This is a genomic window from Pseudonocardia ammonioxydans (assembly GCF_900115005.1).
Taxonomy (GTDB): domain Bacteria; phylum Actinomycetota; class Actinomycetes; order Mycobacteriales; family Pseudonocardiaceae; genus Pseudonocardia; species Pseudonocardia ammonioxydans.
This window is the reverse complement of the sequence record NZ_FOUY01000057.1, coordinates 1-25157: the sequence shown is the minus strand read 5'-3', so window position 1 is coordinate 25157 and position 25157 is coordinate 1. Positions and strand designations below refer to the sequence as shown.

The window sequence follows — 25157 nt, the reverse complement described above, 5'->3', positions numbered from 1 at the left end:
CTACCAGACCCCGAACACCTACGAGGCAGACTTCGCAGCTACCGTTCCGGACGCCGCGTAATCCACCCCGTGTCCACTATCCGGGGTCAAGGCCCCCGCGCCGGGCGCGGGGTTCACTTCTCGGTTCCGTCTACGTGGTGGGAGGTCTCCACCTGGTGGGGTGGGGGGTGCTGATCGTCGCGGTGGTTCCGCAGAACCTCAGCCTCGGATCGGAGGGAGTGTTCGATATCGGGGTGGGACTCACCGCCTACTTGCTCGGCGTTCGACATGCCTTCGACGCCGATCACATCGCGGTGATCGACAACACCACACGCAAACTCGTTGGGGACGGTCGGCGCGCCGAGACCGCCGGGTTCTGGTTCGCGCTGGGCCACTCGAGCGTCGTGTTCGGCTTGAGCGTTGCGCTTGCCTTCGGCCTGCGTGGGATCGGCGGTGCCGTCCAGGACGGCGGCTCCAGTACGATCGCGACCTTCGAGTTCATCGGCACGGTCGCCGCTGCGGTCTTTCTGATTCTCCTCGGCGTGACCAACCTCAGCGCAGCGATCCGCATCGCCCGCATGTACGGGGCTGCGCGCCGGGGCCGGCTCGAAGACAACCGACTGGAGGAGCACCTCCGTCACCGGGGCCTCGTAGCTCCCTTGCTCGGCGGCGTGATCGATCGGATCCGCTCGCCACGGCAGCTTTATCCAGTCGGGCTGCTCATGGGGCTGGGATTCGATACCGCATCCCAGGTTGCGCTCTTGGTGCTCGCCGCTGGCACCGCAGCCTGGACGGTGCCGTGGTACGCGATTCTGGTGCTACCTGTTCTATTCGCCGCTGGTATGACTCTGTGCGACACCGCGGACGGCACATTCATGGCTCGTGCCTACGGCTGGTCGCTCACAGATCCGATGCGGAAACTCGCCTACAATTTGACCGTGACGGTGCTCTCGGTCGTCGTGGCTCTTGTCGTGGGAACCATCGTACTGGCCGGCCTGCTTCGTGACCAGCTTGGCGCTTCCACCGAAACTCTCACCTTCCTGGCTGATATTGATCTACGTGGAGCCGGGATTGCTGTGGTGGTTCTATTCGGAGCAATCTGGTCGGTAGCCGTGTTGATGCGCCGTTCTCGGCGCTCCCGTGCGCACCGTTAACGCAGCCGTCTTTTATCGATTTCTGGACTGAAGTATCATGAGCGCCCGACGATCGCGCAGACGGGATCGCTGACCCGACAATGCGTTGGAACAGGCACGGGCCCGGGGCCCGCGTGACTCCCCTAGAACCGGATAGACCCGGCATGGACCGGTGCTGTCCGGTCAGCACGGTGTCTGACCGGACAGCACTGATCGAGCCGTCATAGCTGACGTAGCACGTGTCGGACGGCTGCGGGGCGTACGGTTTATAGGGTACGCCGTCGGCTGTCCGTTTCGGGCAGCAGTCGACGATTTGTCCGTCCTGCGGACGTGGAAGGCGCTCCCCAGCAATGGTGCGGCTACTCTGGTCAGACTCCTGCGGTTTGGCGCGCCCGTGCACGCTCCTTGTTTTCCTCGGACGCGTTGACCACTTGCACCTTGTCCCCGGTCTGCAACTCATTGAACCAGGCCTCGGCGTCCCCGAGCTCGAGCTTGATGCATCCCGCAGATGACCGGGAACGGTCTCCACCGTGGAAGGCGACGCCGCCGTCTGCGAAGAACACCGAGAACGGCATCGGTGCAGGACGGCCGTCCGGACCGTTGAACTCGCCGCTTACGTGGTCCTTTTCCTTGCGGTACACTCGGAACGAGTGCCCGATTGGGGATTCCTGCCCGGCTCCACCGGAAGCGATGCGTACCGGCCCGCGGATCACCTTCCCGTCACCGATGAGCCAGGCCTGTTGTGATTCGAGATCGACGCAGGCGCGGGTGGAGACCGAACACGGTGTACCAGGAGCGGCAGGCTCTTGATGTGCCTGGGTGGCCACGGTGTTCGAATCGGGCGCCGCATCGGCGCCGGCGCTACCTGCAGTCACGACCACTACGAGTGCAGCCGCGGCAGTGGCGGCGAGTGTCGTCAACTTGGTGCCGTTACGAAAGTAGCGCGTCATGGATCCCTCTTTTCTGAGACCAGGAGTAGGGGCTCAGTTGCTATGACGCTCGGCGACCCATGGTGGTTGCTCGGCGGACCAAGTTTTTTCTTGACGGACGAATGGGCAGGCGCTTGGACTTGCACGTGCCTGCCGAGATACTCACGGTCCAGTCAGGCGACGTAAGAGACGACGGTCATCATGCCCGCTTCTCCATGGTAGATATTATGGCAGTGCGTCAGCCATTGACCGGGATTGTCCGCATCGAAGTCCACCTCGACAGTCTGGTTGGGCAGCACCAACACAGTGTCTTTTCGGGGACCCCGACCGTCGGGGCCGACTACTTGGAAGGTGTGCCCATGTAGATGCATCGGATGGAACATCGTGGTCGTGTTGACCATGCGAAGGCGCACACGTTGACCACTTGAGATTGGCAGGCCGCGAGCCGGATCGTATCGTTCGCCGTTGATCGTCCAGTCGTAGAGGGCCCCGGGGCCGGCCAGCACCAGATCGTGCACCACATCGGGGGGGCGCCGCTGTAGCGTTACCGGCTCGGCGGAAGCGAAGGTCTGTGACAGAACCGCTGACCTGGACGTCAGGGCGGAGGCCGCAGCGCTGGTGTCCACCGGCGAGTTCTGTGGAGTCGACAGTGTCACCGCAGCATGGTCGTTCTTGCCTTCGGCGATCCCGATCAGCGCGGCCGGGGCCTCGGGAATGGTGACGACAGCGTCGATTCGCTCGCCCATTCCGATCACCACTGCCTCGGCGTCGGTGGGGGCGACGGGGAATCCGTCGGTGTGGGTCACCGTCATTGGAGCACCAGGAACTCCGACACGGAAAGCTGTGTCGCCGCCCATATTGATCATCCGGAAGCGCACACGTTGACCGGGACGGACGTCGAGGGTGGTCGGCGCGGAACGTGTGCGGCCGTTGGCGACATAGTGCGGATAGGTGGTGTCGCCGGCATCCCCGCCGAGGACGGACGACGTCGGCATCTGCATCCCACCATGGTCCCCGCCCATACCTGCCATCCCGCCCATGCCGTTGCGGAGCAGGCCGGCCAGAACCTGGTCGGGATTTTGTCCGGTGCCGTCAATCCAATCGTCGAAGATCACGACGTGCTCGAGGTCATAGTCTCCGGGCTCAGCCGGGTCGTCGATGATGAGTGGTGCATACAAGCCACGGTCGAGCTGGGTACCGACGTGCGGGTGGAACATGTAGGTACCCGCATGAGGCAGCGTGAAGAGATACTCGAACGAGCCGCCGGAGGGGATCTGGGGCTGGGTCAACACGGGGACGCCATCCATGTCATTGCGCAGGGCAATACCGTGCCAGTGGACGGTTGTCGGCTGGGGTAGCTGGTTCTCCAGGCGCACCTTCAGCGTATCTCCCACCCGAGCACGGATCTCCGGGCCGGGCAGAGCGCCGTTGTAGGTCCACGTCGACACCGTGCGTCCGCCGATGTCGACCGTGCTGGGTTGTGCCTGCAGAGTGCGTGCCAGAGTTCGGCCAGCGGTGGCTCGCCGCGCCTGCTCGGCAGCCTCGACCTCTGGCCCGCCCGGACCGATGCGATCGGTCAGCGCGACGGTCCGGGGGCTCGCCACCGACTCGCCACAGCCGGTCAGCAGCAGGCCCGCTCCAACACCGCCGGTGGTGCCCAAGAATCGCCGACGACTCCAGGTGGTAGCACTGCGCCGACCGTTGCTCCCGGCGTCGTGGTTCATCGCCGAGCCCCCTGGCCTGGCTGACTCCGTGGACAGTCCGCAGGATCCTTCGACGGCATGTCGGCCGCGTTCATTTGCCGAGTACTCCTCTGTGTGCACTGTGGTCGGTGCCGGCAACACGGGCAGCTCCGCCCCTCGGCAGCGCATCGAAATGATGTGCCCATGCCAGCTCCTCCTACGGAGCGTAGTAGATCGCGTCGCGGCGCCCTGCAGGCGGGTCGGCCCGATCGACGCAGTCTTCGAGCAGGTACTCGGCGCCACGCACTGATCAGCACCCTCGACTTCTCCGCTCTCACGCCCAAGTGCACCTCCAACTACTATGGTGCGTAGGAGGTAGGGCTTGGAGGCATGATCAACATGGGACGTAAACAGAAGCGTCGTGCCGCTCGGCGGGCGAAGCAGCCCGGTCGGGCTGCGGCGACGACGGTCGACCTGGCTGCTGGCTCCCGCTCTCGCAGCGTTGCTCCGTCGTCCGAGCTGATCAACTCGGTCCGGCCGTCGACAGGCGGCCCGCGCCGCCGTCAGGTAGCAGCGCCGAAGGCGACCGACGGCAGTGGTGCCGAGGCCGCCCGCGACTCAGGAGCAGCCGCACTCGACGTCGACGACGGCACTCCGAGCCGCGGGCCCAGCGCGCTCGAGGTCACGAGAGTCGGGTGCGAAGAACTGCGTGACGCAGACCCCCAGGCGTTAGGCCTGAGCTACACCTTCCGCGCCCCGTCCAGCGGTGCGGCCGGACCGGTCACGGTCCAGTTCGACGGCGTTCACCGCTCCTCGACCGCCGGGGCGCCAGACACCTTCACCACACACGACGTCATCGACCCGGTCCTGCCCAACGCCGGGCCCATCACGCTCACCCACCGTGTCGAGAACATCCCTTCCGGCGAATGGGACGTGACAGCCTCCATCGTCGCGGGGCCCGCAGACCTGCGACGGGCCTCGTCTGTCACCGCGTCCGGCCGCACCGGCTACGCCCCGGTCGTCTCGGCGAAGGCGCCCGGGACACGCTTGGGCTCCTGGCCGGGGCTGGTTGGCCTCGGTGCGGTCGTGGCCCTGGGGTTGCAGTCGGCGTTGGTGCTGCGCAGCGGTTTGCCGATGGTGGCGGTGCTGAGCACGTCGTTGCTCGCTTGCCTCGTCGGGCTCGTCGGCGCCAGGGTCTACTACCTGGTCGAACACCGAGATCGGCCACGCACAGGGCCGGCTCGGTGGACGGGCATGTGCCTGCAGGGGTTCGTGCTCGCCGCGATGGCAACGATGATCATCGGTAGCGTCGTCGGCGAGGTGCCGGTCCTCGCTGTCCTCGATCTGAGCGCTCCCGCGCTCGTCATCGGTGCAGGCATCGGCCGGCTCGGATGCTGGTTCGGGGGCTGCTGCGCTGGGCGACCGACAGCGTCGCGCTGGGGTCTGTGGTCCTCTGATCGCCGCCTCGGGATGCGACGAGTCCCTGCGCAGTTGATCGAAGCAAGCGCCGCTGCCGGGATCGGACTGGCGGCCGCAACAGTGGCTTGGTCAGCACGACCGGCGCCGGTCGGCGCCCTGTTCGTCGCCACACTTGCGGCCTACGTACTCGCACGCCAGCTCGTGTTTCCCCTGCGATCACTACCGCGGAACACCCGGTACGGCCGTGCCGCCATTATCGTGGCAAGCGCCGTGGCGGTCGCCGTCGCGGGCGGCCTGCTGGTCGTCTGATCCATGCCGAGCCGTAGGAGCAGGCGACGCAATTCCGTCCCGGCGCCATCGCCCCCGAGCTCACAAATTGTCGAGCGCCGACAGTCCCCGCAGCCACGCTATCGACCGCGGCAGTCGTCAGCACGCAGATGTCGAACGCGCCCGATTCGACGATCCGCGATGGGAGCCACCGCCCGACGTCGGCGACCGGGTGTCGAACCGCTGGATGTGTGCCCCGTCCGTGCAGGCGCTCGTTTGGGTATCCGAGGCGGTATCACATGATTGCGGCCCGCTGAGCCTGTTGTTTCGGAGGTGTCTGTGCTCGAGGATGCGGACTCGTTGCCACGTCGGCCGGGAAATGTACCTGCGGATCTGTGGCATTGGATCGTCGCCGAAGTTGGCATCGACGTAGCACAGCATGTCGATCCGCAGGTCGCGGTCGTCCTCGCCGCGCGCCTGGCCATTCGACGAGGGCCACCCGGAACGGAATCGGCTGAAGCGCTACGCCTGTGGCCGTGGTTCATCGACAGCTCGCGTCGTCTGGCTCAACAGCAGGAGATGATGTTTATCGAGTGTGCACTCGCCGCAGGCTGGACCCATGATCAGGTACGCACTGCCGTGCTGCTCGACACAACGGTTGAGCTGACCGAGCACCTAACAGAGCTGGAGCATCAGATCTTTCGTGAAGCTCGACCGCCCCAGCCCTACCGCTGAGGTGTGTTCGACCCCCTCGCGCCGAACACGCCGACGGCAACCCCACCCGCGCGCATCGAGGCTACGACGGGTCGACGCTCCGACGCTTCAGCCGCTTTGAGTATTCGGTGTCGATGCGGTGTCGACGGCGCCGGTCATGGACACGAACCCGAGCCCTCGGAGCTTGACGAACCATCAGCGCCGTCTATCGGATGGTCAGCCGCGACCGCGGACCACGCGCAACACCGACGGCACGAGCGCCAGCGCGACCACGCACTGCACGGCGAGGTGCGCGACGCCGACGGCCATGATCCCGTAACCCGGAAGGAGTGCCCACGATAGGCCGAGCACCGACCCGGTGATCACGGCCTGCACGGCCAGGATCTGGCCCAGGCGTTGCCGCACCCGATTGAGGCTCATCCACACCACGATCAGGATTCGGGGCAGCGCCGCGAGCACGACCACGCGCAGCAGGTCGGTGGAGTTCGCGACGTACGCGTCCCCGTACAGCGACATGATCATTGGTGCGGTGAGAAGCAGGACCAGCACGAGCGGGACGGCGAGGACGGTCGTCCGTCGCAGCAGCGTCGAGACCATCTCGCCGAGCCGCTCCCGTTGGCGAGCACCCTCGACGGTGAGGGAGGCCGCCACGTTGACCAGCGCGACCTCGAGCACTGTCGCGACACCCCACGCGACGAAGAAGTAGCCGTTGGCCTCGTTGCCCGCCAGCACGGCGACCATCACCGGGAGTACGTAGTTCGCGGCAGTGGACCCCAGCAGCGCGATGTTGTCCAGCGTCATGAATGCGGCGACGTCCCGTCGCGAGACCCGCTCGGATTGGCCCGCCGACTCCCGCGCGTGGCGAGGAAGCAGGCGCGAGAACAGCAGCACGTTCATCGCGACGAGCACCGGGATCATCGCCAGGAACCAGGACCAGAACACGCCGAAGCGGGGCATCGCGGCGGCGAACGTAAACAGCAGTACCAGCTTGGCCACCCCGAACAGGCCATTCTCCACCGGTACCCATACGGCCGCCCGCGCTCCGATCGCCACGCTGTCCGCCAATGCGAACAGCGTCCACACCAGAAGCGCTGCGACGACGAAAGCGACACCGGCCGGACCGTAATGCGCCAGGTCGCGAACCAGCGCAAACTTCTGCAAGAACGGCAGCGCAGCGAGCACGACGAGAGTCCCCGCTCCGGCAACCGTCAGATAGGCGCGGAGCGTATAGCGCCGTGTGTTCGAGCCGGCCGTCGGCAGGAACCGGATCAGTGTGTTGAAGAGGTTGAGCTCGGCGATGCTGGCCATCAACACCATCGCCGAGATCAGCGCCGCCGACTCGCCGACGATCGCCGGGCTGTAGTAGCGCGCGGCGACGACCCAGTACAGGAACCCGAGCACGGACGTGACGCCGGTGTTGGCAGCGAGCGCCACGGCGCTGCGTTGCATCGGATCCCGGGGCAGCAAGCGTTCGCGGACCGTGGCCAACGCCCCCGTCACGTCGGGCTCCTCTCGTGCGCCCCGGTGCGGGTGCTCGCGGATGCCGGGGTGGTCACGGCTGCACCGGGTTGAGGACTAGGCGGTCGTCCTCCCAGCGATAGCGCACCGCAGAACCCGACGACCAGATCTCCTGTAGCTCCTGCAACCGGCTCACCAGTGGCTCGGGTCGGCCGCCGTCCGGCGTCGCGGTGGAGTCCCACAACGCGACCGAGTGGAAGCGAGGATCCGACTCGGGCTGCCAGATGAAGATCGCGTCGCCGCCCGCGTCGCCGATCCGCAGGATGGCATCGAGGGCCACGTCTGCGGCGTAGGTGGAGCGGGCATCCTCGTGGGGCAGCACGTCCGGGTACAGCTCCATCCACCAGACCGGCAGGTCGGTACGTGAGACCAGCCAGCGGGTGGTGGCCGAGAACTTTCCGTTCGAGGCGGCCGGTGAGGTGATCAGTCCCTCGTCCCTGGTGGCGTTGGTACCGTCCACTGCGATGAAGTCGGCCCCGTCCGCGTGCGCCAGCCAGTAGTCGACGGCGTCGAGGACGCGCTGGTCGAGTGTTCCCCAGGGGCCAGATATCGACGATGGGTCGCTCGTTGAAGCGGCGTTGGACCAGCTGTCGATGGACACGTATGGCCCGCCCACGGAGAGGGTGGGGTCGTAGGCCTTCAGCGCCCGGTAGACCGTGTTGTAGAGCTCGGTGTAGGACTCGATGTCCCACCTGTTGTTCGTCGGGTCGAAGAAGCCCTTGAGCTCATTCCACACGACGAAGTCGCGCACCTGCGGGTATCTGCGCGCGACATCCACCGCGAGTTCGGCGAAGTCGGCGTAGTGCGCGCGGTCGGGGGCGACCTCGATCCGGTTCCAGTCGGTCTCGCCGGGCCGGCCGCCCTTCATCCAGTCCGGTGCGCAGCACAACGTGATCACGGGTGTTACGCCGGTCGAGTCCATCAGCCGGACGCGCGCGTCGAGTGACTCCCATGACCGCTCGCCGGGCGCAGGCGCCGGGTTGAGCGCTCCCCAGCCCATGATGTGCTGGTTCGCCGTCTCGGTGACGTTGCGCAGGATGTCCTTAGCACGGTTGGTCGCCGGCTCGGGGTTCCAGGCGTCGACGCTGCGCTCGGTGAGCGCAGTGCCGATCTCGACGGCCTGAGCCGGCCGGGGCGGTGTCTCGTAGAGCGTCACGACGACCACCAGTAGCGCGACGGCGGTGGTGACGGCAGCGCAGGTCCGCCACCGGCGCCGCCGGACCGCGGGACCGACCCGCATTGGCCGTCGATGACGCCCGCGTCCCGCGGCGGATTCCATGATGTCGGCCGTGTGCGCACCGGCCGAGCGATCCGCAACGGCTTGTGAGACGTGAGTCAGACGGGACCCCATGACCTCCTCCCCCGATGTCGACACAACGCGTCAGCCGGCACCGTCGGCCCCGGGAACCCACGACCGGTGGGCCACCAGGCTGCGGTCGTCGAGCATGCCCCAGGAAGGATCGGGTGTACGCCAGTCCCCGTAGCAGGTTCGCAGCCACAGCTCGTGATCTCGCGGCTTCATCCACCTCCGCCCGAGGAACTCGAACGGCTCGAGCTCCTGCTTCGGGAGGTGCCCGGCGAGCTCCACCGGCCCCGAGCGTCCGGGCCCGTACACGTGGAACTCCTGCAGACCTTCACCCACGTTGTCCATCAGGAAGAACTCGAACCGGAACCCGTGCCGGACCACGACACGCTGTGTCAGCCGGCCCACCCGGTTGCGGAAGCAGAACCAGCGGTGAAAGCCCGCGGCCACGAGGTGCTCCTCCGCCCGGAGCAAGAGGTCGGCGTCCTCGGCTTCTACGCCCAGGTCGGCATCGCCGACGTCGTGGGAGAGAACCCGACCCTCGCGGGCCCAGCCGAGGAGTAAGCCGCTCCAGACCCAGTAACGCCCGGCGAGAGGGCTGCTCGCGAGCACGTCGTTGAGCAGCCGCATGTCCTGCTCGTAGAGGGCGCTGCGCCGGCGCCGATACCTGTCACCGACCAGCGGCAGGGCCTTCGGTGCCTGACTCACCAGCGGGCTCAGCACCGTCCACGTCCCGACAGCGCGGTTATCCGGAATGGACATGAGCGTGCGGTACATCTCGACCTTCCCGCGCAGCGCAGCCAGCGGGCCCGGTTGCAGCGGACCGATCGCTGTCTCGGCGGCAGCCTCCCGACCGACCGGAGGTGAGTTGTCGACATTCATCGGGTGCGTCCTCCTGCGGTCGTGGAAGCGGATGCAGGCACAGCGTGATCGAATTGACGGGGCGCCAGCTGTGAGACGGCGTCGCGGAGCCGGTCGTGGTCGGCCGGTGTCCGTACCGCCACACGCCAGTAGCCGTCGCCGGTGCGGAACTTCTGAGACACGTCCTTGACGTGGATGAGGCGCTTCTCGACCAGCCGTGCAGTCAGCTCGCCCGTCACCTGCGGCGACGTCGTCAGGCGGGCGAGCACGAAGTTCGCCCCGCTCGGGAACACCTGCTCGACGATCGGCAGCCGGGCGAGCATCGCGCTGAGGTCGTCGCGGTCAGCGACGGTGCGCCGGAACGACTGGTGCAGCGCCGGACGGTGCTTGAGCATGATGTCGAGAAAGTTCTCGGCCATCGAGTTCGCGCTCCAGATCGGTGTCTCGTCGGCGATCCGGGCGGTCAGCCCCGGGTCGAGCGTCAGCAGCGCGCCCAGCCGCAGGCCCGGGACCCCCAGGCTCTTGCTCAGGCTCTTGATGATGAGGACATTCATGATGTCCTCGCGGTGAACGATCTCCGCCAACGGCTGCTGGCCTGAGAATTCGATGAACGACTCGTCGACGATTACCACCTTGTCCGGATTCGACCGTGCGAATTCGGCGATACAGTTGCTGTCGAGCGTCGTACCGCTGGGGTTGTTCGGATTGACGAACACCACGACCTCGGCGGCACTGGCTCTGCGCTCCAGCTCCGCCCAGTCGACGCCCGGACCGTCGACGTATCGGTCGGCGTCGGGGAATATCCGGGTGTACTCACCGAACGTGGGCTCCGGCGTGAGAACTTTCTTCCCGGCGAACCAGGTCTTCAGCCACGGATAGCACTGAGACGCTCCGGACAGTAGATGGGTCCGGCCGTCCGGCCAGCGCAGCGCCCACGAGAGCTTCGTGTTCAGCACGGTCTGGGTCGAGCCGTAGTTCTGCAGCAGCTCCGGAAGGTGGAAACGCATCTCCGAGAACATCGCCGGGGTCGGGAAATACATATTCCGGATGAACGCGAAGTCGAGTACTCCTAGATCCCACGAGCCACCCCAGGACGACTCGAGAATCCCGTAGCGGGCCGAGGGTGTGAACTTGAACTCGGCCAGGCGTAGATCGGTCGGATCGTCGACCTCGCTCCAGAGCTCGGACTCGATGACCTCCCCATGAATCTCGGCCTGCTGCATGTAGACCAGCATGCCGAGGACCATCTCGTAGTAGCAGTTGTCGTCGATCAAGCGAGCGTAGGTGGTCAACAGGCGGTGAAGCGTGGTGGCACAGAAGTCCCGCGAGAACTTGTAGATGTTCAGGGTCTTGTACTTGTCACTGAAGTCGAAGTTCGCCGGCTGCTGACTCGGCGGGATCACGTTCGACACCACGTTGTTCGCAGTCAGGGCTACGACCGTGCCGTCCATCCCCGGCCGGTACCGGTCGACCAGCGCCACGTTCTCGTACGAGCACTTCATGATCCGGTCGAGCACTGCCGGCTCGTAGATCAGGTCGGACTCGATGAGCAGGAGATCGGAGTCGAATGTGATCTGCTCGAACGCGAGCGCCATCGAGAAGATGTTGTTCGTCTTATCGAAGCGCTCATTGTGCACGAACGTGAACGCGAAGTCCGGGTGGTTGTCACGGACGTGCTCGACGAGCTCCTCGGCGCGATAGCCGGTCACGATGAACACTTCGGTGATTCCGTGCAGGCGGAGACCGTGCAGGATCCGGTCGATGATCGTGCGTCCACCGATCGTGAGCAGTGTCTTGTGGCGATTTTCCGTGAGCGGGCGCATGCGCTGGCCGTACCCAGCCGCCAGAATGAGAGCTTTCACCGGGGAATTCCTTTCTCCGACTGTACGGGCGGGACACCGTGAGCTGGTTCGTCGTGGGTCATGAGAATCCGTAGAAGCGGAGGGCGAGGATCGCGAAGGCGACGATCGCGGCCCAGATGGTGAGAACAGAACCGGGCGACCTCGATCTAGGGACGGTGACCGGACGCTGCTCCCGCGCGAACTCCTGGGTGACGAGCAAACCGATCACAGCGAGAACGGGAATCGCCCCGGCCGGCCCGGACACGATGTCGATGACGGTGCTCACGAGGGCACCGCCTCGCCCCGCTGGGGCGACCAGTACCGCGCGATCTGCGCCACAACGGTGACGAGCACCAGCGCGAGCACGGTGCCGGTCGGTGACCAGAGCCCGAGGTAGAGCTGCGCGGTCGCGAGAGCGGTGGCGATCGACACACTCGTGGCGACGACCAGGGCGGCCCCGAGCCACCCGCCTGCCAGGTCCCAGCAGTCGAGGACAGCTCGTCCAGGCACGACGAGCACGAACAAGAACACGAACGCCGCGCGTACCGGGGACTGCACGTCGGCGACGACGAGCGTGCCCACGAGCAGGCCGAAAAGGGAGAGCAGCAGCGGCGCCCGATTCCCGACGGTTCGTGCTCGCGGAGCCAGGGGGCGGGCGCTCGCGGAGCCGAGGTGTCCGTTCAGCGATGTGGTCATGCGCGGGCCCCACCCGTCAGCTCGAACACTGTGACGTTGTCGTTGGCATAGATCGTCCGAAACGCCGGCGAGGTTCGCAGCACCGCGAGCAGCCGGTCCTCGGCTCCTGGTGGGAATGGCCCCATCAGGTCCAGCTCGGCGCCCTGGGCGCGGCTGACGAGCAACACAGATCGCTGTCCGGGAGCAGGTGCCATGCGTGAGGCGACCTGCGCGGCGAGCACCGCGCGGTCTGGGATGTCGATATCCACGGTGCCCTCACGCCCGATATCCGGAGTGGACTCGACCGGGTTGCCATCGACCAGCAGCCGGTAGTCGTCGTCGCCATACCGAATCGACCGCCACGGGAGCGCGCCGGTCACCGATGTGATGACCGAGCCGGGGGGTGTGAGGCGGTACATCTCCTGGACACCTACCACCTCGTCCGGCATGAAGAAGTCCATGCGCTCGTTGCCATACCGGGTGAACGGGAACGCCATGACAAGCAGGAGCCCGACAACGAGCGCGGGGACCAGCGCACTCCGACGGGCCGTCGACGGTGACGGCCCGGCCAGGCCGACTGCAGCGAGCAGCGCCATGAACGGCAACGCGAAGAACGCGATCCGCATGAGGGCCTCGCCGCCGTACGATTGGGCGGCAAGGAGCGGGAAGGTCGACAGCGCGAGCACGGCGAGCCCGCGGGCGAGATCCCGGCGTCCACTGCGGACGAGGCGGTAAACACCGACCGCGGCCAGGGCCCACAGAACCGGGGTTGCCAGCAGCCGGAGCTGGACGATCAGCTCATGTCCGGGCGAACCGCTCAGACGCTGCCCGACCGTCTGCTCGAAGATGGCCGAGAGCGCGCCGGCCTGGTTGAACGTCTCGGGATGTCCCGCGGCGTAGGCGGCCGCGGCATACCCGATCCATGCCAGTGTCCCGAGCAGGAGCACGACCGGGAGGGCCCTCAGGCGCGACCACCCCACAAGGAATGCAGCGCCCGTTCCGAGCACCAGCGCGAACGGCGTCAGCTGGTGACCGGCGATCGTCACGGCGGACAGCAGCAGCACCAGCGCGAGCAACGCGGTCCTCCGGCCGGGGGTCGTGACGGGGCTGCCGAGCGCCGGCGCCGCCGACGACCACAACGACCGCCACCACGATCGGTGCTGAACCGGTGGCCTGGAGACACCGAGCACCCGTGCACTGCCGAAAGTCGAGACGTCTGGGGTGAACCACTCCAGCAGCACGGCGAGGACTACTAGGTAGATGAACAGGTACCACCCCTGCGGCGAGAAGTAGTCCTGCCCGATCCAGTTGCTCACGGTGAACAGCCAAGCGGCGAGCCACACGACCGTCCGGTCGCGGAACATCCGGTGACCGATGGCGACCAGCGGCACCAGGTACAGCAGGTTGTATGCGACGGGCGTCCAGGTGAGCGCCGCTGTCGGATCACCGACGCCGGTCGCCTGCCAGAGGAACGCGGTCAGCGCGAAGAACGCCGGCCAGTTCTGGTAGGCATCCAGGTTCGGATCGACCTCGCCCCGGTTCACGATGTAGTCGGCGATACCGATATGGCGCCACGCCACGTGGAACCGCATCTCTGGCTCGGCGACCACGCCCAGACCATGAAGTACCAGCACGGTCGCCATCAGCGACAGAACGATCGCTCCCGTCCGTCCGCTCCGCAGCGCCACCATGAAGGACAGCCCGACCAGGCCGAACCCGATCCAGGCCCCGGGCGGCAGGACGGACGCGAGGCCGACGTCGGTCATGGCCAGGAGCGGAAGATCGGTGATCGACCTCCACCAGACGACGACTCCACACAGAACGAGAAGCGCTACGGCGAGATCGACGCGAGTGATCTGTGGGGTGCACAGCGCGGAGAGCGCATCGCGCCACGTCCGCGCCGGTCGACGCCGGCGCAGCGGCCGGGTGACGGGGACGGCCGGTCGAGCCCGCGTGTCGGCGTCAACCACGGCGCACCCGGCGCATCAATGAGCGGGACCGGCGCACGACGGTCCACCCGTTCGTCAACGCCCGGTCGATCCGAAAGACGCGGTGGAGCTCCTCGCACAAGGCGATCCGGCGGAACAGGGCTGGCGATGTCGAACGCCGCACGGTGAGCCGAGGGACCGCGAACGGGTCGGCGTCCCGCTCGGCGACGGCGTTCACCACTGCTGCGGCCTGCTGGTAGCCCGCTTCCGCTGTGGCGTCCCTGACGCGGCGGCTGGAGTAGCCGAACGGGTACGCCAGACTGGGTACCTCGATACCGAGCCTCTCCTCGAGCAGCGACCGGCCGTGGATCAGCTCGGCACGCAGAGCGCGATCGCTGAGTTGGTCGAGCTCCGGGTGGCTGTGGCTGTGTGCCGCGACCTCCAACCCGGCGTCCGCCAGCTCCCGCACCTGCGTCCACGCCATCATGCGGTCCAGTGGTCGGCCGGCGGCCTCCATCCCGGAGTCCCGGAGCCATCCGGTCGTGACGAACACGGTGGCCGGGAACCCGTGCTCGGCGAGCAGCGGCAGTGCCTCCTCGTGCACGTCGGCGTACCCGTCGTCGAAGGTCAGCACGATCGGCCGCTCGGGCATGTCGCAGGCATCGTGCCGGGCGCGGTTGCACAGGTCGGTGAACGTGAGGCCGGTGAAGCCGTTCTCGCGCAAGAATTGCAGGTGTGAACGCAGCTGCTCTGGCCGGACGGAGAGTTTTCGCGTGGTCGCGGGTGGATCTTCTTTGACGGAGTGGTACATCAGGATGGGGACCACGTTGGTCACGGGGCGGCCCCCCACCACCTCTGCCGGGCACAGCCGACCGCGTACCCGGCGGTCGCATAGGCGACTCCGGTGACGATCGCGCCCGCACGCCGGAACCCGTTCAAGCGCCCGGCGAGTCCCTCGCGGATGCCGCGGACGACACCGCGCCGCAGAACGACGGTCGTGTACGTCCGCTCGGCCGCCAATCCGTCCTGTACACCGACACTCTGCGAGACGAGTGCCTTGGACAGGCCCTCGGCATAGCACCGTGCCCGGAAGTAGGCGAAGCGCTCGCGAATGAGGGGAACACGGTGGTGGATCACTGCGCGCGGTTCGAACACGAAGCGGCCACCCGGCCTACGTTGGCTCGCCCGGATACAGAGCTCGGTCTCCTCGCACCCCAGGGGGCGTCGCTTGTCCGAGGTCCGACCGATGTGCGTCGGGAACCTGCCGACGAGGTCGAACACCTCCCGCCGGAACGACGCATTGCCGCCCAGCAGGTTGCGCACGACGCCGGGGTCCCGTCCGACGAACGTGCATCCGACGACCCAGTCGAACTCAACGGGCCACCACTGTGGACGGTCGGTTGCCCACGCCGGGAGCGTCAGGCCGCCGACACCGAGGACGTCGGGATCGGTGAATGACTGGGCGAGCGCAGCGAGCCAGCCGGGCTCGGCGACCGCGTCGTCGTCGAGGAACACGACGACGTCACCCTGGGCCAGCGCGATACCGGTGTTCTTGCCGCCGGAGAGGCCCCGCGGGCCGAGGTTGTCGACCACGGTCACGTCGAGCTCCGCGGAGAAGCGGTCGCGCAGGTCCGGATTGTGGTCGACAACCAGGATCACCTCGAGGGGGGCCGGAATCTGCGCCTTCACCGATGCCACGGCCGCCAGCGTGTCGTCCCACCGGTTGTCGTCGAACGCACAGATGATCGCCGACATACTCGGTGTGAACGGATCCGGGGAAGCCTCCCCCGCACCGGAGGAAAGCACCGCAGCCGAGAATCGACCGAACGGCTCATCACGAAGCATCCTGCGCAACTCCCCGGTCTCGATGGGCGAGTCTGGACCAGTGGCGCCGGGACCGCAGGCCGACGGAGGGGCCGGACGTGAGGTCGGCGCCGTGGTGAGGCAGCTGAACGGCGCGGCCGAGCAAGGCGTCGGCTGGATGCCGGCCTGGGGCGATGGTGTCGTTCGCTGGAACGCCTGCAGGCAGGGGGAGCTGCCTCGTCCGGCGGCTCCGGGGACCTGCCGTGATGCGTTCGGAGATGATCGTCCTCAGGACGCGCGAGCCGTCCGCGAACGTACGGAGGTTGGTGTCGCCGTTGATGCGCCGACGCTCCAGACTAGGGACCTCAGTGACACGCAGCCTCCTGGCGGCGACCCGGCAGCTCAGCACCGTCTCGATCTCGAAGCCGTCGCCCCAGAGCATCTTGTCGGCTGGGAGGTCGGGGACCTGCACGGGAGGTAGCTTCAGCTGCGGCAGGATCTGGCGCCAGAAGGCGTTGTAGCCGTAGCAGAGGTCGGAGAAGGACGTGGCGAACATCAGGTTCGCCACCGAGTTGAGCCCGGCGTTGCCGGCTTGGCGCAGCAGGCTGATGTCGTCGCTTCCGCACGTGTCGGCACCCGACCTGGCGAAGCGCGTGCCCTTAGCGTAGTCCGCGCCGTCGGTCAACGCTCGGACGAATCGTGGGATCTCGGCTGGGTCTGCGGAGCCGTCGGCATCGAACATGACTACGATGTCACCGGTGGCCGCAGCGAATCCGCAGACCAGGGCGTTGCCTTTACCTCTCCGGGTCTGTTGCAGGACCTTGATGCCGGGATGATGACGCCGTGCGACTTCGACGGTGCTGTCCGTCGATCGCCCGTCGACCAGAATCACCTCATGAACATCGGGAAGCTCGGGAAGGATAATCCGGAGGTTGGTGGCCTCATTCCGAGCAGGTATGACGATGGAGATATCGGGCGGTCTTTCGATCATGGGGGCACCTCTCACCGTGGGAGGGACGCAAGCACGAGGCGCTGTGCCACTCGACCAGTGGGTGCGGGTTCGTTACGGGCGCAACTACAGCGGGGGACGAAAAGGTGAATATTACGCTGTTCGGTCGAACACCGTACGCCCATCTGTCGAACTTGCCAGTCACAAACCGTGTGCGCTCATGCACATGCAGGGAGTCGAGCAGCTCCGTCGGCCGCGCGGATCCCCACGACCTCTTGAACACCAATCCGTCCACGTGAAGTAGATCCGAACGCCAACAACCGGCTCCATGCCGGGGAGCCATCAGCGGGGACCACAAACTGGCCGTTGACAAGCGCTGCGTGCCGCCGAGGCGCCCTGGGCGGGACGCCTGTTGGGCACCTTCCTGACTTCGCGCGGGCGCGATGCGCGCTGGTAGATGGCGGTTGAGCGTGTCATGGGTTCTCTCGACGCGGAGCGGAGAAGTAGTCGGGGTGCCTGGTATCGATCGAGGCTCGCAGGCGCCAGCTGGGTGTCGCTGGAGATCGGGTTCGCCTTCACTATTTCGGCTCGACGTTCAATGCGACCTCTTAACACAAATTGTCCCGCACACCTCCGGGGCGATGCCATCCACGCTGGATCATTCGGGTGAACATGCAGGAGCAGGAGTCGCCTCGCCATGCCGCCCCACCTCCAAGAATGTCGGGGCCGTGATTGTTCGAGATGGCGATCGCCGCGGCGGCGTCTGTAACGCGCAGACCGGGCACTTCGAGTGGATCCGCAGCCTGCCGGCTCGTCCAGCGGGCGCCTACAAGAGGTTACGAGGTATCACGCCGCGAGTTCGTGACACTGGTCGGATCTGACCGTTTTTTTCCAATCCATCGGTCCGATAAAGTAGAACTATCCGGAGAACGACGTGGACTGCGAATCCAGCCCCCGAGCGGGGCCCCTCCATGGCCTCCATGGTCGTGCAGAGATGCTTGCGCGTATACGGCTGGGGCAACCGCGCCCGTCGCCCTACCGGGAGGCGCGCGCGATATGGCGTCTGCCGATCCTCAGGTACCGCTCCGTCCCACATCACAGCCCTGAGACCGCGGCTGCGAGGACGGTGCCCGTGTCACTGCTCGAGGAGCACCTGCACTTTCTCACCACGACCGGATGGAAGCTTGTCGGTGTCACCGAGGCGCGGCAACTCCTCGAGGAGAACCGTTCCCGCCCTGTCATTGCCTTGTCGTTCGACGACGCGCTGCTGGACTTCCTCAACGCTTACGACCTCCTCCGGAGATTTGGCGCTCGCGCTACCCTCTACGTTCCGACCGGTGCAGTCGGGCGTCGAGCCTCGCGTTGGGAACCACGTGAGCGATCGCACCTCGGCTGGGACGAGCTCGCGCACCTGGGGGGAGCGGGCGTGGAGATCGGGAGCCGCGCAGTCAACGCTCGGGCCCAGAACGGCCTGCGTGTCGCGACAGACGAGGTCCAGGCCAGCAAGAACGAACTCGAGGATCGGCTCGGCTTACACGTTGAGTCCTTCTGCTACCCGGCCGGCGTCTCGAGCGCACAGATGCGGAGCGCCATCTCCCGCGCCGGATACGCCAGCGCATGCACGACCGAGTTCCGAGTGGCCAGCTCCGCGGACGACGTGCTCGCGCTACCGCGGCTCCGCATCCGCCCAAACAGCACCGGAGCCGGCATCGAGGAACAGGTACAACGAGACCGGGTCGGTTTCAGCCCGCCGATACGCCGGACCGCCAGCTCGGTGTGGCATATGACCTGCCGCACGGCCTCGCGGATCACCCACGGCACGCCGCAGGGATACCGAGCCCGGCGAGACTAGCGAATTGGGCGCATCGCGTAGATCGCCAGCCAATACTGACATGGCCGCGAGGTCCTCGTCCGACCCTGACGTTCGGCGCCGCCACCGCCCCAGCTCTCGAGCGGGATGTCGGATACGACGACACGGTCACCGGCGACACCGACGCCTGAATCCTGTGTGCGGTGGTGGGTCGATCAGCAGGACCCCGGCCAGACCTCCGAAGAGCTGGTCGGCCACCGTGCCGTGGCAGTGGGGTGGCACCAGCGGGTGGGCGCCAGCAGGGTGATCAGCAGGAATCCGATAGAGGTAGGCGAACGAGGAACGGGCTCGACCCGCACGAAGGGATTACCCCAGTTGGCCTGCGGAGACACACGCAGCCCGTGCGCGTGCAGATCGGTGCGCTGATCGAGATAGTTAATCGCCGTACGGCGAGCTCGTCGCCCGGCCGTAACCGCAGAGTCGAGCCCGGCGACGAGCCGTTGTAGCCCAGCGCTGCGGTGGGTTGTCCACCCAGGGTCGCGGCCAGCCGCGGTAGTCAACTCCACGGCCAGCCTGCCGTCGCGGCTGGCGAGCACACCCGGGTCGCGCCCGGGTCGCCTTGTGGGAAGCTGGGGCCGCCCGGGGGCTGGGGCCCCCGGGTCCAGCCAGCCAGCCAGCCAGCCGCGCCCGCCGTCAGCGCAGCAGCGCCGAACCCGGTCAACGTCAGGGCTCGGCGGCGACTGAGATGCCTGCGTTCATGTCAGCTCATCCCGACGACGCCGATACTCCTCGTCATCGATCTCGCCGCGCGCGTAGCGCTCGTCGAGGATCTGCCGGGCCGTGACCCCAGCCTCGAGGGAAGCACCGGGACCGACCACGGATCCGGAGGAGCCGCGCCCACGAGCCAGCTGTGCCGTTCCATAAACCAGCAGCGACACGCCGAGCAGCAGGAGGATCGGCCAGAACCAGCCCCAGCCCATCATTGATCCACCCATCACAGTCGTGACCTCCTCGTGTTGACCTCACATCGCTGGCAGTTGTGAGCACCGCCGCGCCGACGGCGGGGCTCAGGGCATAACGGCGATACTCCACCGCACGCACGTTGGTATACCCCAAGGGGGTAACGTTACTGTGGTCAGGCGCGACCCCTGGCACGCTCCGGCGCTTCGGCGAGGAGGTCAGGTACCCCATGCAGATCGCTCACACCGTCGCTCTCGACCATCAGCAGGCCATCAGTGCCGTCACCGCCGCGCTGGCTGAGCAGGGGGTCGGCGTCCTGACCACCATCGACATCAAGGCCGACCCGGGCGCTCTGCTCGGGATCGACTCCGGCGACCAGCCGAGCTCGGCGAGACCGCCACAGACGCTGGCGCACGCCCGCGCGGAGCCCTCGGCTCCTTGACCGAGTGAGTTCGCGGTCGTCACTCCGGTCCTGGCCGACCAGGCGGCGGGATTGGCCCGCCTCGCGGAGAGCCCATCCAGCACCGGACGAGGACGTGGCTTGCGGTGCAGCTTGAGGTGTGAATCTTCGCCCGATAGTCGCTCACACTCCTGCATAGGAGTGCAGCCCGGCGACCACCATGTTGATGAAGAACAGGTTGAACACGATCGTGGCGAAGCCCGCGGTGTTGATCCAGGCCGCGCGCGCGGTCCGCCACCCGGCCGTGGCGCGGGCGTGCAGATAGGCGGCGTAGAGCACCCAGGCGACAAAGGACACGACTTCCTTGGGGTCCCAGCCCCAGAACCGACCCCAGGCGGCCTCGGCCCACGCGGCGCCGGCGATGATGGCGAAGGTGTAGAGCGGGAAGGCGAGTACCGTCACCCGGTAGGCGAGCCGGTCGAGCGTCTCGGCCGACGGCAGCTTCGTGGCCAGCACGGCGGGCTTTTCGCTGCGCTTCACTATGAACAGCAGGCTCGCGACGCCGGATACCAGCAGCATGCCGGAGGCCAGCGTGATCGTGGTGACGTGGATGATGATCCAGTACGACTGCAACGCCGGCACCACGGGCGCAGCGTCGAGATAGAGCACCGTCCCCGCGAGGAACATCAGCAGCACGACCGGCGTCAGCACGAACACCCCGGCCGGACGGATCGCGGGATGCCGGTAGACCAGCACCAGCCACGCGGCGACGGCCAACATGCACAGCGCCGAGACGAACTCGTACATGTTGCCGAGCGGCCAGCGGTAGGCCGCGAGGCCGCGCAGTACGATCGACCCGAGGTGCAGCAGCACCGCGAGGATCATCAACGAAACGCCGATGCGGCCGTAGCGGTCGACGCGGGCCCGGCCCGGTTTGCCGCCGTCGGGCGTGAGGCCCGCTGGGGACGGCTCGACGACCGCGACCTCAGTCGCCCCGCCGGCCTCCGCCGCAGAAGCGCCGACCGCCACAGGTGCTTCCGACGTGCGCCTGCTGCGGGCGATCCGGCGCGACGCGTACTCCAGCGATGTGAATACCATCGCCAGTAGCAGCACGACGAGCGTCGCCTGGAACAGGCGGTCACTCCACATCGCGGTGATCGGGTCCACGAGCATGTCAACCGTCCTTGTTCTGCGTCGGTGCGAGCAGCTCGGCCGAGAGCCGGTCGAACTCCTCGCCGTAGCCCGCTCGGTCGGTGCGAGCCAGGCCGCCGAGCTCGACCCGGCTGCCCGTGGCGTCACCGTCGGTGGCCTGCACGCGCACCCAGAAGCGGCGCCGCTTGATCAACAGCGACAGAGACAGACCGCCCACCATCAACATCGAGAACACGAGCACCCAGACCTGCCCCGGGTCGTAGCCGACCTGCAGGTTCACCCACGGGGTGACGCCATCGAACCGGACGACGGTGCCATCCGGCAGCCGCACGGTGTCCCCGATCCCGAGCCGGTCCTGCGCGACCGAGCGCAGCTCACCGTCGTCGATCTTCTGCTGGTCCACGGCGAAGATCGACTGGCCGCGACCGTCGTCGATGCCGAGATCACCGAGCAGCACGTTGACGTCGGCGGTCGGTGCGCGCAGGTCGGGGTGTACCGAGGCCAGGCGGCCCTGCTGGTCGATCGCCCCGGTCGGGGCGAAGGTGCCGGTCACCGCGAGCTGGGTAGTGCGCCGGGCTTCCGGGTCGGTGACGCCGGGGCGCTCGAACTTGGTCGCGCCCTCGGAGAGCTGGGTGCCGCTCAGGTCGACCGGGCGCCACTGGATCTCCCCGGTTCGGCTCTGCCCGTCCGGCCAGGTGACGGTGAATTCCGGCGCGTAGCCGTAGCCGGTGAGGTAGATGCGGTCGCCGTCGGTGCGCAGCGGCTGGTTGATCGAGATGTCGGTCGGGCGCCAGCTGGTTCTGCCGTTGCGGAGGTCTTCTCCGGTCTGGTAGGCGACGTCCGCGCCGAAGGTGGCCGGTTGGCCGTTCGGCAGCCAGCTGCCGTTGAAACGGTCGACCCGCACGCAGAACTGGTTGAGGTCAGTGCCGTCGACGCGCAGCCCGGCCCGGAACGTGTCGTAGCCGAGGACGGAGGAGTTGCAGAACTCGGTGCCGTCCGCGCGGATGATCACGTCGCCCTCGTAGCCGTACATCTTGCCGCCGGCCAGACCGAGCAGGATCCCGATCAGGCTCAGGTGAAAGACCAGGTTGCCGGTCTCACGCAGGTAGCCCTTCTCGGCGGACACCGTCCGGCTACCGTCGGCCTCGCTGCGTTCGACTGTTCGCCAGCCACGCAGGAGTGTGCGGGCGCGCCCGAGCACCGCTTCGGGAGCCTCGACCGAGGCGCCCGAAGCGTGGTGCGGCAGCCGAGACAGGTTCCGCGGTATCGCGACCGGCGGCTGGCGCATCCCGCGCCAGTACTCCCGCGAGCGGGGCAGCACGCACCCCACCAGCGAGATCATCAGCAGCAGGTAGATCGCGGCGAACCACGGGCTGGCGAACACCTCGAATCCGCCCAGTGCCTCGACGATCGGCGCCGCGGCGGGGTAGTCGGCGTAGAAGTCGTCGACGAGGAACGCGTTGAGTGAGCGCTGCGGGAACAGAGCGCCCGGCAGCGCGGCGACGGCGAGCAGGAACAGCAGCACCAGCGCGGTGCGCATGCTCGTCAGGCCGCGCCAGGTGTTGCGCAGCAGGGCCGCCCCGGCCCGGAAGGGCCCGGGGCGCGACGGGGGCTCGCCGCCGGAGCTGGTCTGCGGCGGCGTCGGGGGCGCGGTAGGTGGTGAGCTCATCTAGATGGGCGGGGTGAACCCGGCGATCGAGACCTGCAACTTCACCAGCCACTGTGCCCACAACCCGGACACCAGCAGCACACCGACCGTGACCAGCAGCACACCCCCGACGACCTGGACCGCCCGGGTGTGCCGGCGCAGCCAACCCAGCGCGCCAACGGCGCGGGTGGCACCGAGCGCGATGAGCACGAACGGGATCCCCAGCCCGGCACAGTAAGCGAGGATCAGGACGATCCCGCGCAACGAGCCGCCCCCGGTCCCGGCGGCGACGGCAACGACCCCGGCCAGGGTCGGGCCGATGCAGGGCACCCAGCCGAGCCCGAACACCGCACCAAGCAGCGGCGCACCGGCCAGCCCGGCCCGCGGCGCCCAGTGCGCGCGGTACTCGCGCTGCAGCGCCGGGATCAGCCCGGCGAACGCCAGCCCCATCACGATCATCACGACACCGCCGATGCGCTGCAGCACGGCCTCGTTGTCGATCAGTACATCGGACAGCCAGACCACACCGACCATGACGATGGTGAACACGGTGGTGAAGCCCGCGATGAACAGTGCGACCGCGCCGACAACACGCCAGCGGCCGTCGACCGGTCGTGTTCTAGGTGAGCCCGCCGTGTCCTCCGCCGCCGGCCCGGTCGGGTCGGCAGCGGCGCGGGGAGCGCCCGGGTCGGCGAGCGCCAGTACGGTCTCGGCGTCGGTACCTGTGCGCCGGGCGGCTGCGCGGGCACGAGCCTCGGCCGAGGTCACCGGCGGTGATTGCGCACCCACCAACCCGGCCAGATAGGCGAGATAGCCGGGAACCAGCGGCACGACGCACGGCGACGCGAAGCTCACCAGCCCCGCCGCCACCGAGACCAGGGCCGCGAGCACCAGCGGCCCCGACATCGCGAGAGTTGTGGTCGCACCCATCAGTCACGCGCTCCACCAGCGTGCGGGAGCGGTCGAGACTCAGCGTTCACGGTCTGTCCCCGCTTCGTCGGTCAGCTTGGCGATCAGCGGCAGCAAGTCCGAGCTCGACACCGGGGTCAAGAACACCGCCGCCACCCGAGCCTCGCGGTCCAGCACGATCGTCGAGGGCACCACGTTGCGCGGATACCCGTCGAGCCGTGCCAGGCTGCGGCCCGAGAAGTCATAGATCGAGTCGTAGGTCAGCCCACGGTCGGTTTTGAAGTCCAGCGCAGCCTGCCGGTCGTCGCGAACATCGATGCCGAGCACGACGGCATCGCCACGCGTGGCGTCCTGCACCGCCTGCAGCTCGGGCGCCTCCACCCGGCACGGGCCACACCACGAACCCCAGATGTTGATCACGCGAACCTTGCCGGGGAAGTCCCCGATACCGACTTCGGTCCCCGGGTTCATCAAACTCTCGCCGCGTAGGTCGGTGATCCGCTGACGGCTCTCTGGCGGGTCGTAGGCGATCCTTGTCTGTCCGCCGGGTGCCACGAACTGAAACTCCTGTCCCGGCCCCGACCCGGCCGCGTCCCGGCCAACTCCACAACCGGTCGACAGCAGAACCACCATGACCGCAATCGCTGCAAGAGCGGGGCGCACCTGGCGCCCGTGCGTGCTCACAACACCGCGCTGGTGGGGAAACCTGCGGTACGCCGCCACCCCGGCCTCCTTCCCCTCCGCAGTCCGAACTCCTACGCTCCGTAGAAGCTAGCTCATCGGTCAACACGCCGGGGATCGGGACCCCGGGTCTGCGACGCCCCAGGTCTGCCGAGGACCGCAGACGCTCGCGCCCAACGACGCCAACTCGACCTCCCAGCGACGCCGACTCGACCTACCGATCCCCAGCGCCCCCTTCCTCGACGTCGACACAGGGGACCAGGCGGGCTGTTCGCCGGCACCGAAGCCGGTCAGGCACTTGCGGCTATGTCGAACTCTGCACCCAGCAGCCCTGAGGCTGGACAGCGTGTTTGAGAAGCGTCGAAATGTTTGCGTGAGGGCCGGAGGTCGGCCTGGTCCCCGGTAGGCGGACGGCTCGCCGGAGGCAGCGGTATCCCTCGGACACCTGGCCCGCGGCGACCTCCGCGCCACCGCCGACGCGGTCCGGCTCTCCCGCCGGATCCTGACCACGATCAAGACCAACCTGTTCTGGGCCTTCGCCTACAACACGGCCGCCATCCCGCTGGCCGCCGTCGGCCTGCTCAACCCGATGATCG

The 25157-nt window shown here is 67.4% G+C and carries 22 protein-coding genes; 5 read left to right on the top strand and 17 right to left on the bottom strand.

The annotated features are described in order from the left end of the window. The first annotated feature begins 167 nt into the window (after positions 1–167). The gene (locus BM093_RS30640; protein ID WP_245773902.1) at positions 168–1133 is read left to right on the top strand and encodes a HoxN/HupN/NixA family nickel/cobalt transporter; all 966 of its coding nucleotides are present in this window, start codon (positions 168–170) and stop codon (positions 1131–1133) included. Between the two features lie 347 nt (positions 1134–1480). Here the strand turns inward: BM093_RS30640 and BM093_RS30635 are convergent, their stop codons facing one another. Next, a complete protein-coding gene (locus tag BM093_RS30635) occupies positions 1481–2062 on the bottom strand; it encodes a L,D-transpeptidase (RefSeq protein WP_085916904.1) in 582 nt (193 codons plus the stop codon). A gap of 152 nt (positions 2063–2214) precedes the next feature. Continuing rightward, on the bottom strand, positions 2215–3702 hold the full coding sequence (locus tag BM093_RS30630) for a multicopper oxidase family protein (RefSeq protein WP_218163004.1): 1488 nt from the start codon (positions 3700–3702) through the stop codon (positions 2215–2217). A gap of 411 nt (positions 3703–4113) precedes the next feature. Between BM093_RS30630 and BM093_RS30625 the strand changes: the two genes are divergently transcribed. Together BM093_RS30625 and BM093_RS35480 are read left to right on the top strand one after the other, a co-directional pair. After that, positions 4114–5451, top strand: a complete 1338-nt coding sequence (locus BM093_RS30625) for a prolipoprotein diacylglyceryl transferase (protein ID WP_093355112.1) — start codon at positions 4114–4116, stop codon at positions 5449–5451. Between the two features lie 291 nt (positions 5452–5742). Next, positions 5743–6144, top strand: coding sequence for a hypothetical protein (locus BM093_RS35480; RefSeq protein WP_143105614.1), 402 nt, complete (start codon positions 5743–5745; stop codon positions 6142–6144). 195 nt (positions 6145–6339) lie between these two features. Here BM093_RS35480 and BM093_RS30620 read toward each other — a convergent pair whose 3' ends face one another. The 10 genes from BM093_RS30620 to BM093_RS30575 form a co-directional block, all read right to left on the bottom strand. Next, the gene (locus BM093_RS30620) at positions 6340–7623 is read right to left on the bottom strand and encodes a lipopolysaccharide biosynthesis protein (protein ID WP_085916786.1); all 1284 of its coding nucleotides are present in this window, start codon (positions 7621–7623) and stop codon (positions 6340–6342) included. A gap of 52 nt (positions 7624–7675) precedes the next feature. Continuing rightward, positions 7676–8881: a GH39 family glycosyl hydrolase gene (locus BM093_RS30615; RefSeq protein ID WP_093355107.1), complete on the bottom strand. Its 1206-nt coding sequence runs from the start codon at positions 8879–8881 to the stop codon at positions 7676–7678. Positions 8882–9022: 141 nt separating this feature from the next. Beyond that, entirely contained in the window at positions 9023–9706 is a 684-nt protein-coding gene (locus BM093_RS30610; protein WP_143105612.1) for a hypothetical protein, read from the bottom strand. 116 nt (positions 9707–9822) lie between these two features. Next, entirely contained in the window at positions 9823–11667 is a 1845-nt protein-coding gene (locus tag BM093_RS30605; protein ID WP_143105611.1) for an aminotransferase class I/II-fold pyridoxal phosphate-dependent enzyme, read from the bottom strand. A gap of 58 nt (positions 11668–11725) precedes the next feature. Beyond that, complete coding sequence (locus BM093_RS30600; protein ID WP_093355095.1) at positions 11726–11932, bottom strand: hypothetical protein; 207 nt, start codon at positions 11930–11932, stop codon at positions 11726–11728. Beyond that, positions 11929–12342, bottom strand: a complete 414-nt coding sequence (locus tag BM093_RS30595) for a hypothetical protein (RefSeq protein ID WP_093355091.1) — start codon at positions 12340–12342, stop codon at positions 11929–11931. The genes BM093_RS30600 and BM093_RS30595 overlap by 4 nt, the downstream gene beginning before the upstream one ends. Beyond that, the gene (locus BM093_RS30590; RefSeq protein ID WP_143105610.1) at positions 12339–14291 is read right to left on the bottom strand and encodes a hypothetical protein; all 1953 of its coding nucleotides are present in this window, start codon (positions 14289–14291) and stop codon (positions 12339–12341) included. The genes BM093_RS30595 and BM093_RS30590 overlap by 4 nt, the downstream gene beginning before the upstream one ends. After that, complete coding sequence (locus BM093_RS30585) at positions 14284–15084, bottom strand: polysaccharide deacetylase family protein (RefSeq protein ID WP_218163003.1); 801 nt, start codon at positions 15082–15084, stop codon at positions 14284–14286. Before BM093_RS30585 ends, BM093_RS30590 begins: the two co-directional genes overlap by 8 nt. Next, complete coding sequence (locus BM093_RS30580; protein WP_218163002.1) at positions 15081–16004, bottom strand: glycosyltransferase family 2 protein; 924 nt, start codon at positions 16002–16004, stop codon at positions 15081–15083. The genes BM093_RS30585 and BM093_RS30580 overlap by 4 nt, the downstream gene beginning before the upstream one ends. Before the next feature lie 79 nt (positions 16005–16083). Further along, a complete protein-coding gene (locus tag BM093_RS30575) occupies positions 16084–17043 on the bottom strand; it encodes a glycosyltransferase family 2 protein (protein WP_085916912.1) in 960 nt (319 codons plus the stop codon). 1090 nt (positions 17044–18133) lie between these two features. On the opposite strand from BM093_RS30575, the gene BM093_RS30570 reads away from it, so the two are divergent. Further along, positions 18134–18853 carry a polysaccharide deacetylase family protein gene (locus BM093_RS30570; RefSeq protein ID WP_177238803.1) on the top strand — a complete coding sequence of 240 codons (720 nt, stop codon included), beginning with the start codon at positions 18134–18136 and terminating at the stop codon, positions 18851–18853. Between the two features lie 713 nt (positions 18854–19566). On the opposite strand, the gene BM093_RS30565 is transcribed toward BM093_RS30570, so the two are convergent. Continuing rightward, positions 19567–19794 carry an SHOCT domain-containing protein gene (locus tag BM093_RS30565; RefSeq protein WP_208115279.1) on the bottom strand — a complete coding sequence of 76 codons (228 nt, stop codon included), beginning with the start codon at positions 19792–19794 and terminating at the stop codon, positions 19567–19569. Positions 19795–20000: 206 nt separating this feature from the next. Between BM093_RS30565 and BM093_RS30560 the strand changes: the two genes are divergently transcribed. Next, a complete protein-coding gene (locus BM093_RS30560; protein WP_085916883.1) occupies positions 20001–20213 on the top strand; it encodes a DUF302 domain-containing protein in 213 nt (70 codons plus the stop codon). Positions 20214–20354: 141 nt separating this feature from the next. Here the strand turns inward: BM093_RS30560 and ccsB are convergent, their stop codons facing one another. The 4 genes from ccsB to BM093_RS30540 are packed head-to-tail and all read right to left on the bottom strand — an operon-like array spanning position 20355 to position 24513. After that, entirely contained in the window at positions 20355–21344 is a 990-nt protein-coding gene (ccsB, locus tag BM093_RS30555) for a c-type cytochrome biogenesis protein CcsB (RefSeq protein WP_085916882.1), read from the bottom strand. 1 nt (position 21345) lies between these two features. After that, entirely contained in the window at positions 21346–22992 is a 1647-nt protein-coding gene (gene resB / locus BM093_RS30550; RefSeq protein ID WP_093355074.1) for a cytochrome c biogenesis protein ResB, read from the bottom strand. Next, the gene (locus BM093_RS30545; RefSeq protein ID WP_245773901.1) at positions 22993–23901 is read right to left on the bottom strand and encodes a cytochrome c biogenesis CcdA family protein; all 909 of its coding nucleotides are present in this window, start codon (positions 23899–23901) and stop codon (positions 22993–22995) included. 39 nt (positions 23902–23940) lie between these two features. After that, entirely contained in the window at positions 23941–24513 is a 573-nt protein-coding gene (locus BM093_RS30540) for a TlpA family protein disulfide reductase (RefSeq protein ID WP_093355125.1), read from the bottom strand. Positions 24514–25157: the final 644 nt, after the last annotated feature.

Bases quoted from the DNA above. Each gene is read 5' to 3' on its own strand.
- ccsB (WP_085916882.1), bottom strand. From the start codon at position 21,344: ATGCTCGTGGACCCGATCACCGCGATGTGGAGTGACCGCCTGTTCCAG.
- BM093_RS30635 (WP_085916904.1), bottom strand. From the start codon at position 2,062: ATGACGCGCTACTTTCGTAACGGCACCAAGTTGACGACACTCGCCGCC.
- BM093_RS30575 (WP_085916912.1), bottom strand. From the start codon at position 17,043: ATGATCGAAAGACCGCCCGATATCTCCATCGTCATACCTGCTCGGAAT.
- BM093_RS30625 (WP_093355112.1), top strand. From the start codon at position 4,114: ATGATCAACATGGGACGTAAACAGAAGCGTCGTGCCGCTCGGCGGGCG.
- BM093_RS30565 (WP_208115279.1), bottom strand. From the start codon at position 19,794: ATGATGGGCTGGGGCTGGTTCTGGCCGATCCTCCTGCTGCTCGGCGTG.
- BM093_RS30545 (WP_245773901.1), bottom strand. From the start codon at position 23,901: ATGGGTGCGACCACAACTCTCGCGATGTCGGGGCCGCTGGTGCTCGCG.
- BM093_RS30540 (WP_093355125.1), bottom strand. From the start codon at position 24,513: ATGGTGGTTCTGCTGTCGACCGGTTGTGGAGTTGGCCGGGACGCGGCC.
- BM093_RS30560 (WP_085916883.1), top strand. From the start codon at position 20,001: ATGCAGATCGCTCACACCGTCGCTCTCGACCATCAGCAGGCCATCAGT.
- BM093_RS30580 (WP_218163002.1), bottom strand. From the start codon at position 16,004: ATGTCGGCGATCATCTGTGCGTTCGACGACAACCGGTGGGACGACACG.
- BM093_RS30595 (WP_093355091.1), bottom strand. From the start codon at position 12,342: ATGACCACATCGCTGAACGGACACCTCGGCTCCGCGAGCGCCCGCCCC.
- BM093_RS30615 (WP_093355107.1), bottom strand. From the start codon at position 8,881: ATGCGGGTCGGTCCCGCGGTCCGGCGGCGCCGGTGGCGGACCTGCGCT.
- BM093_RS30610 (WP_143105612.1), bottom strand. From the start codon at position 9,706: ATGTCCATTCCGGATAACCGCGCTGTCGGGACGTGGACGGTGCTGAGC.
- resB (WP_093355074.1), bottom strand. From the start codon at position 22,992: ATGAGCTCACCACCTACCGCGCCCCCGACGCCGCCGCAGACCAGCTCC.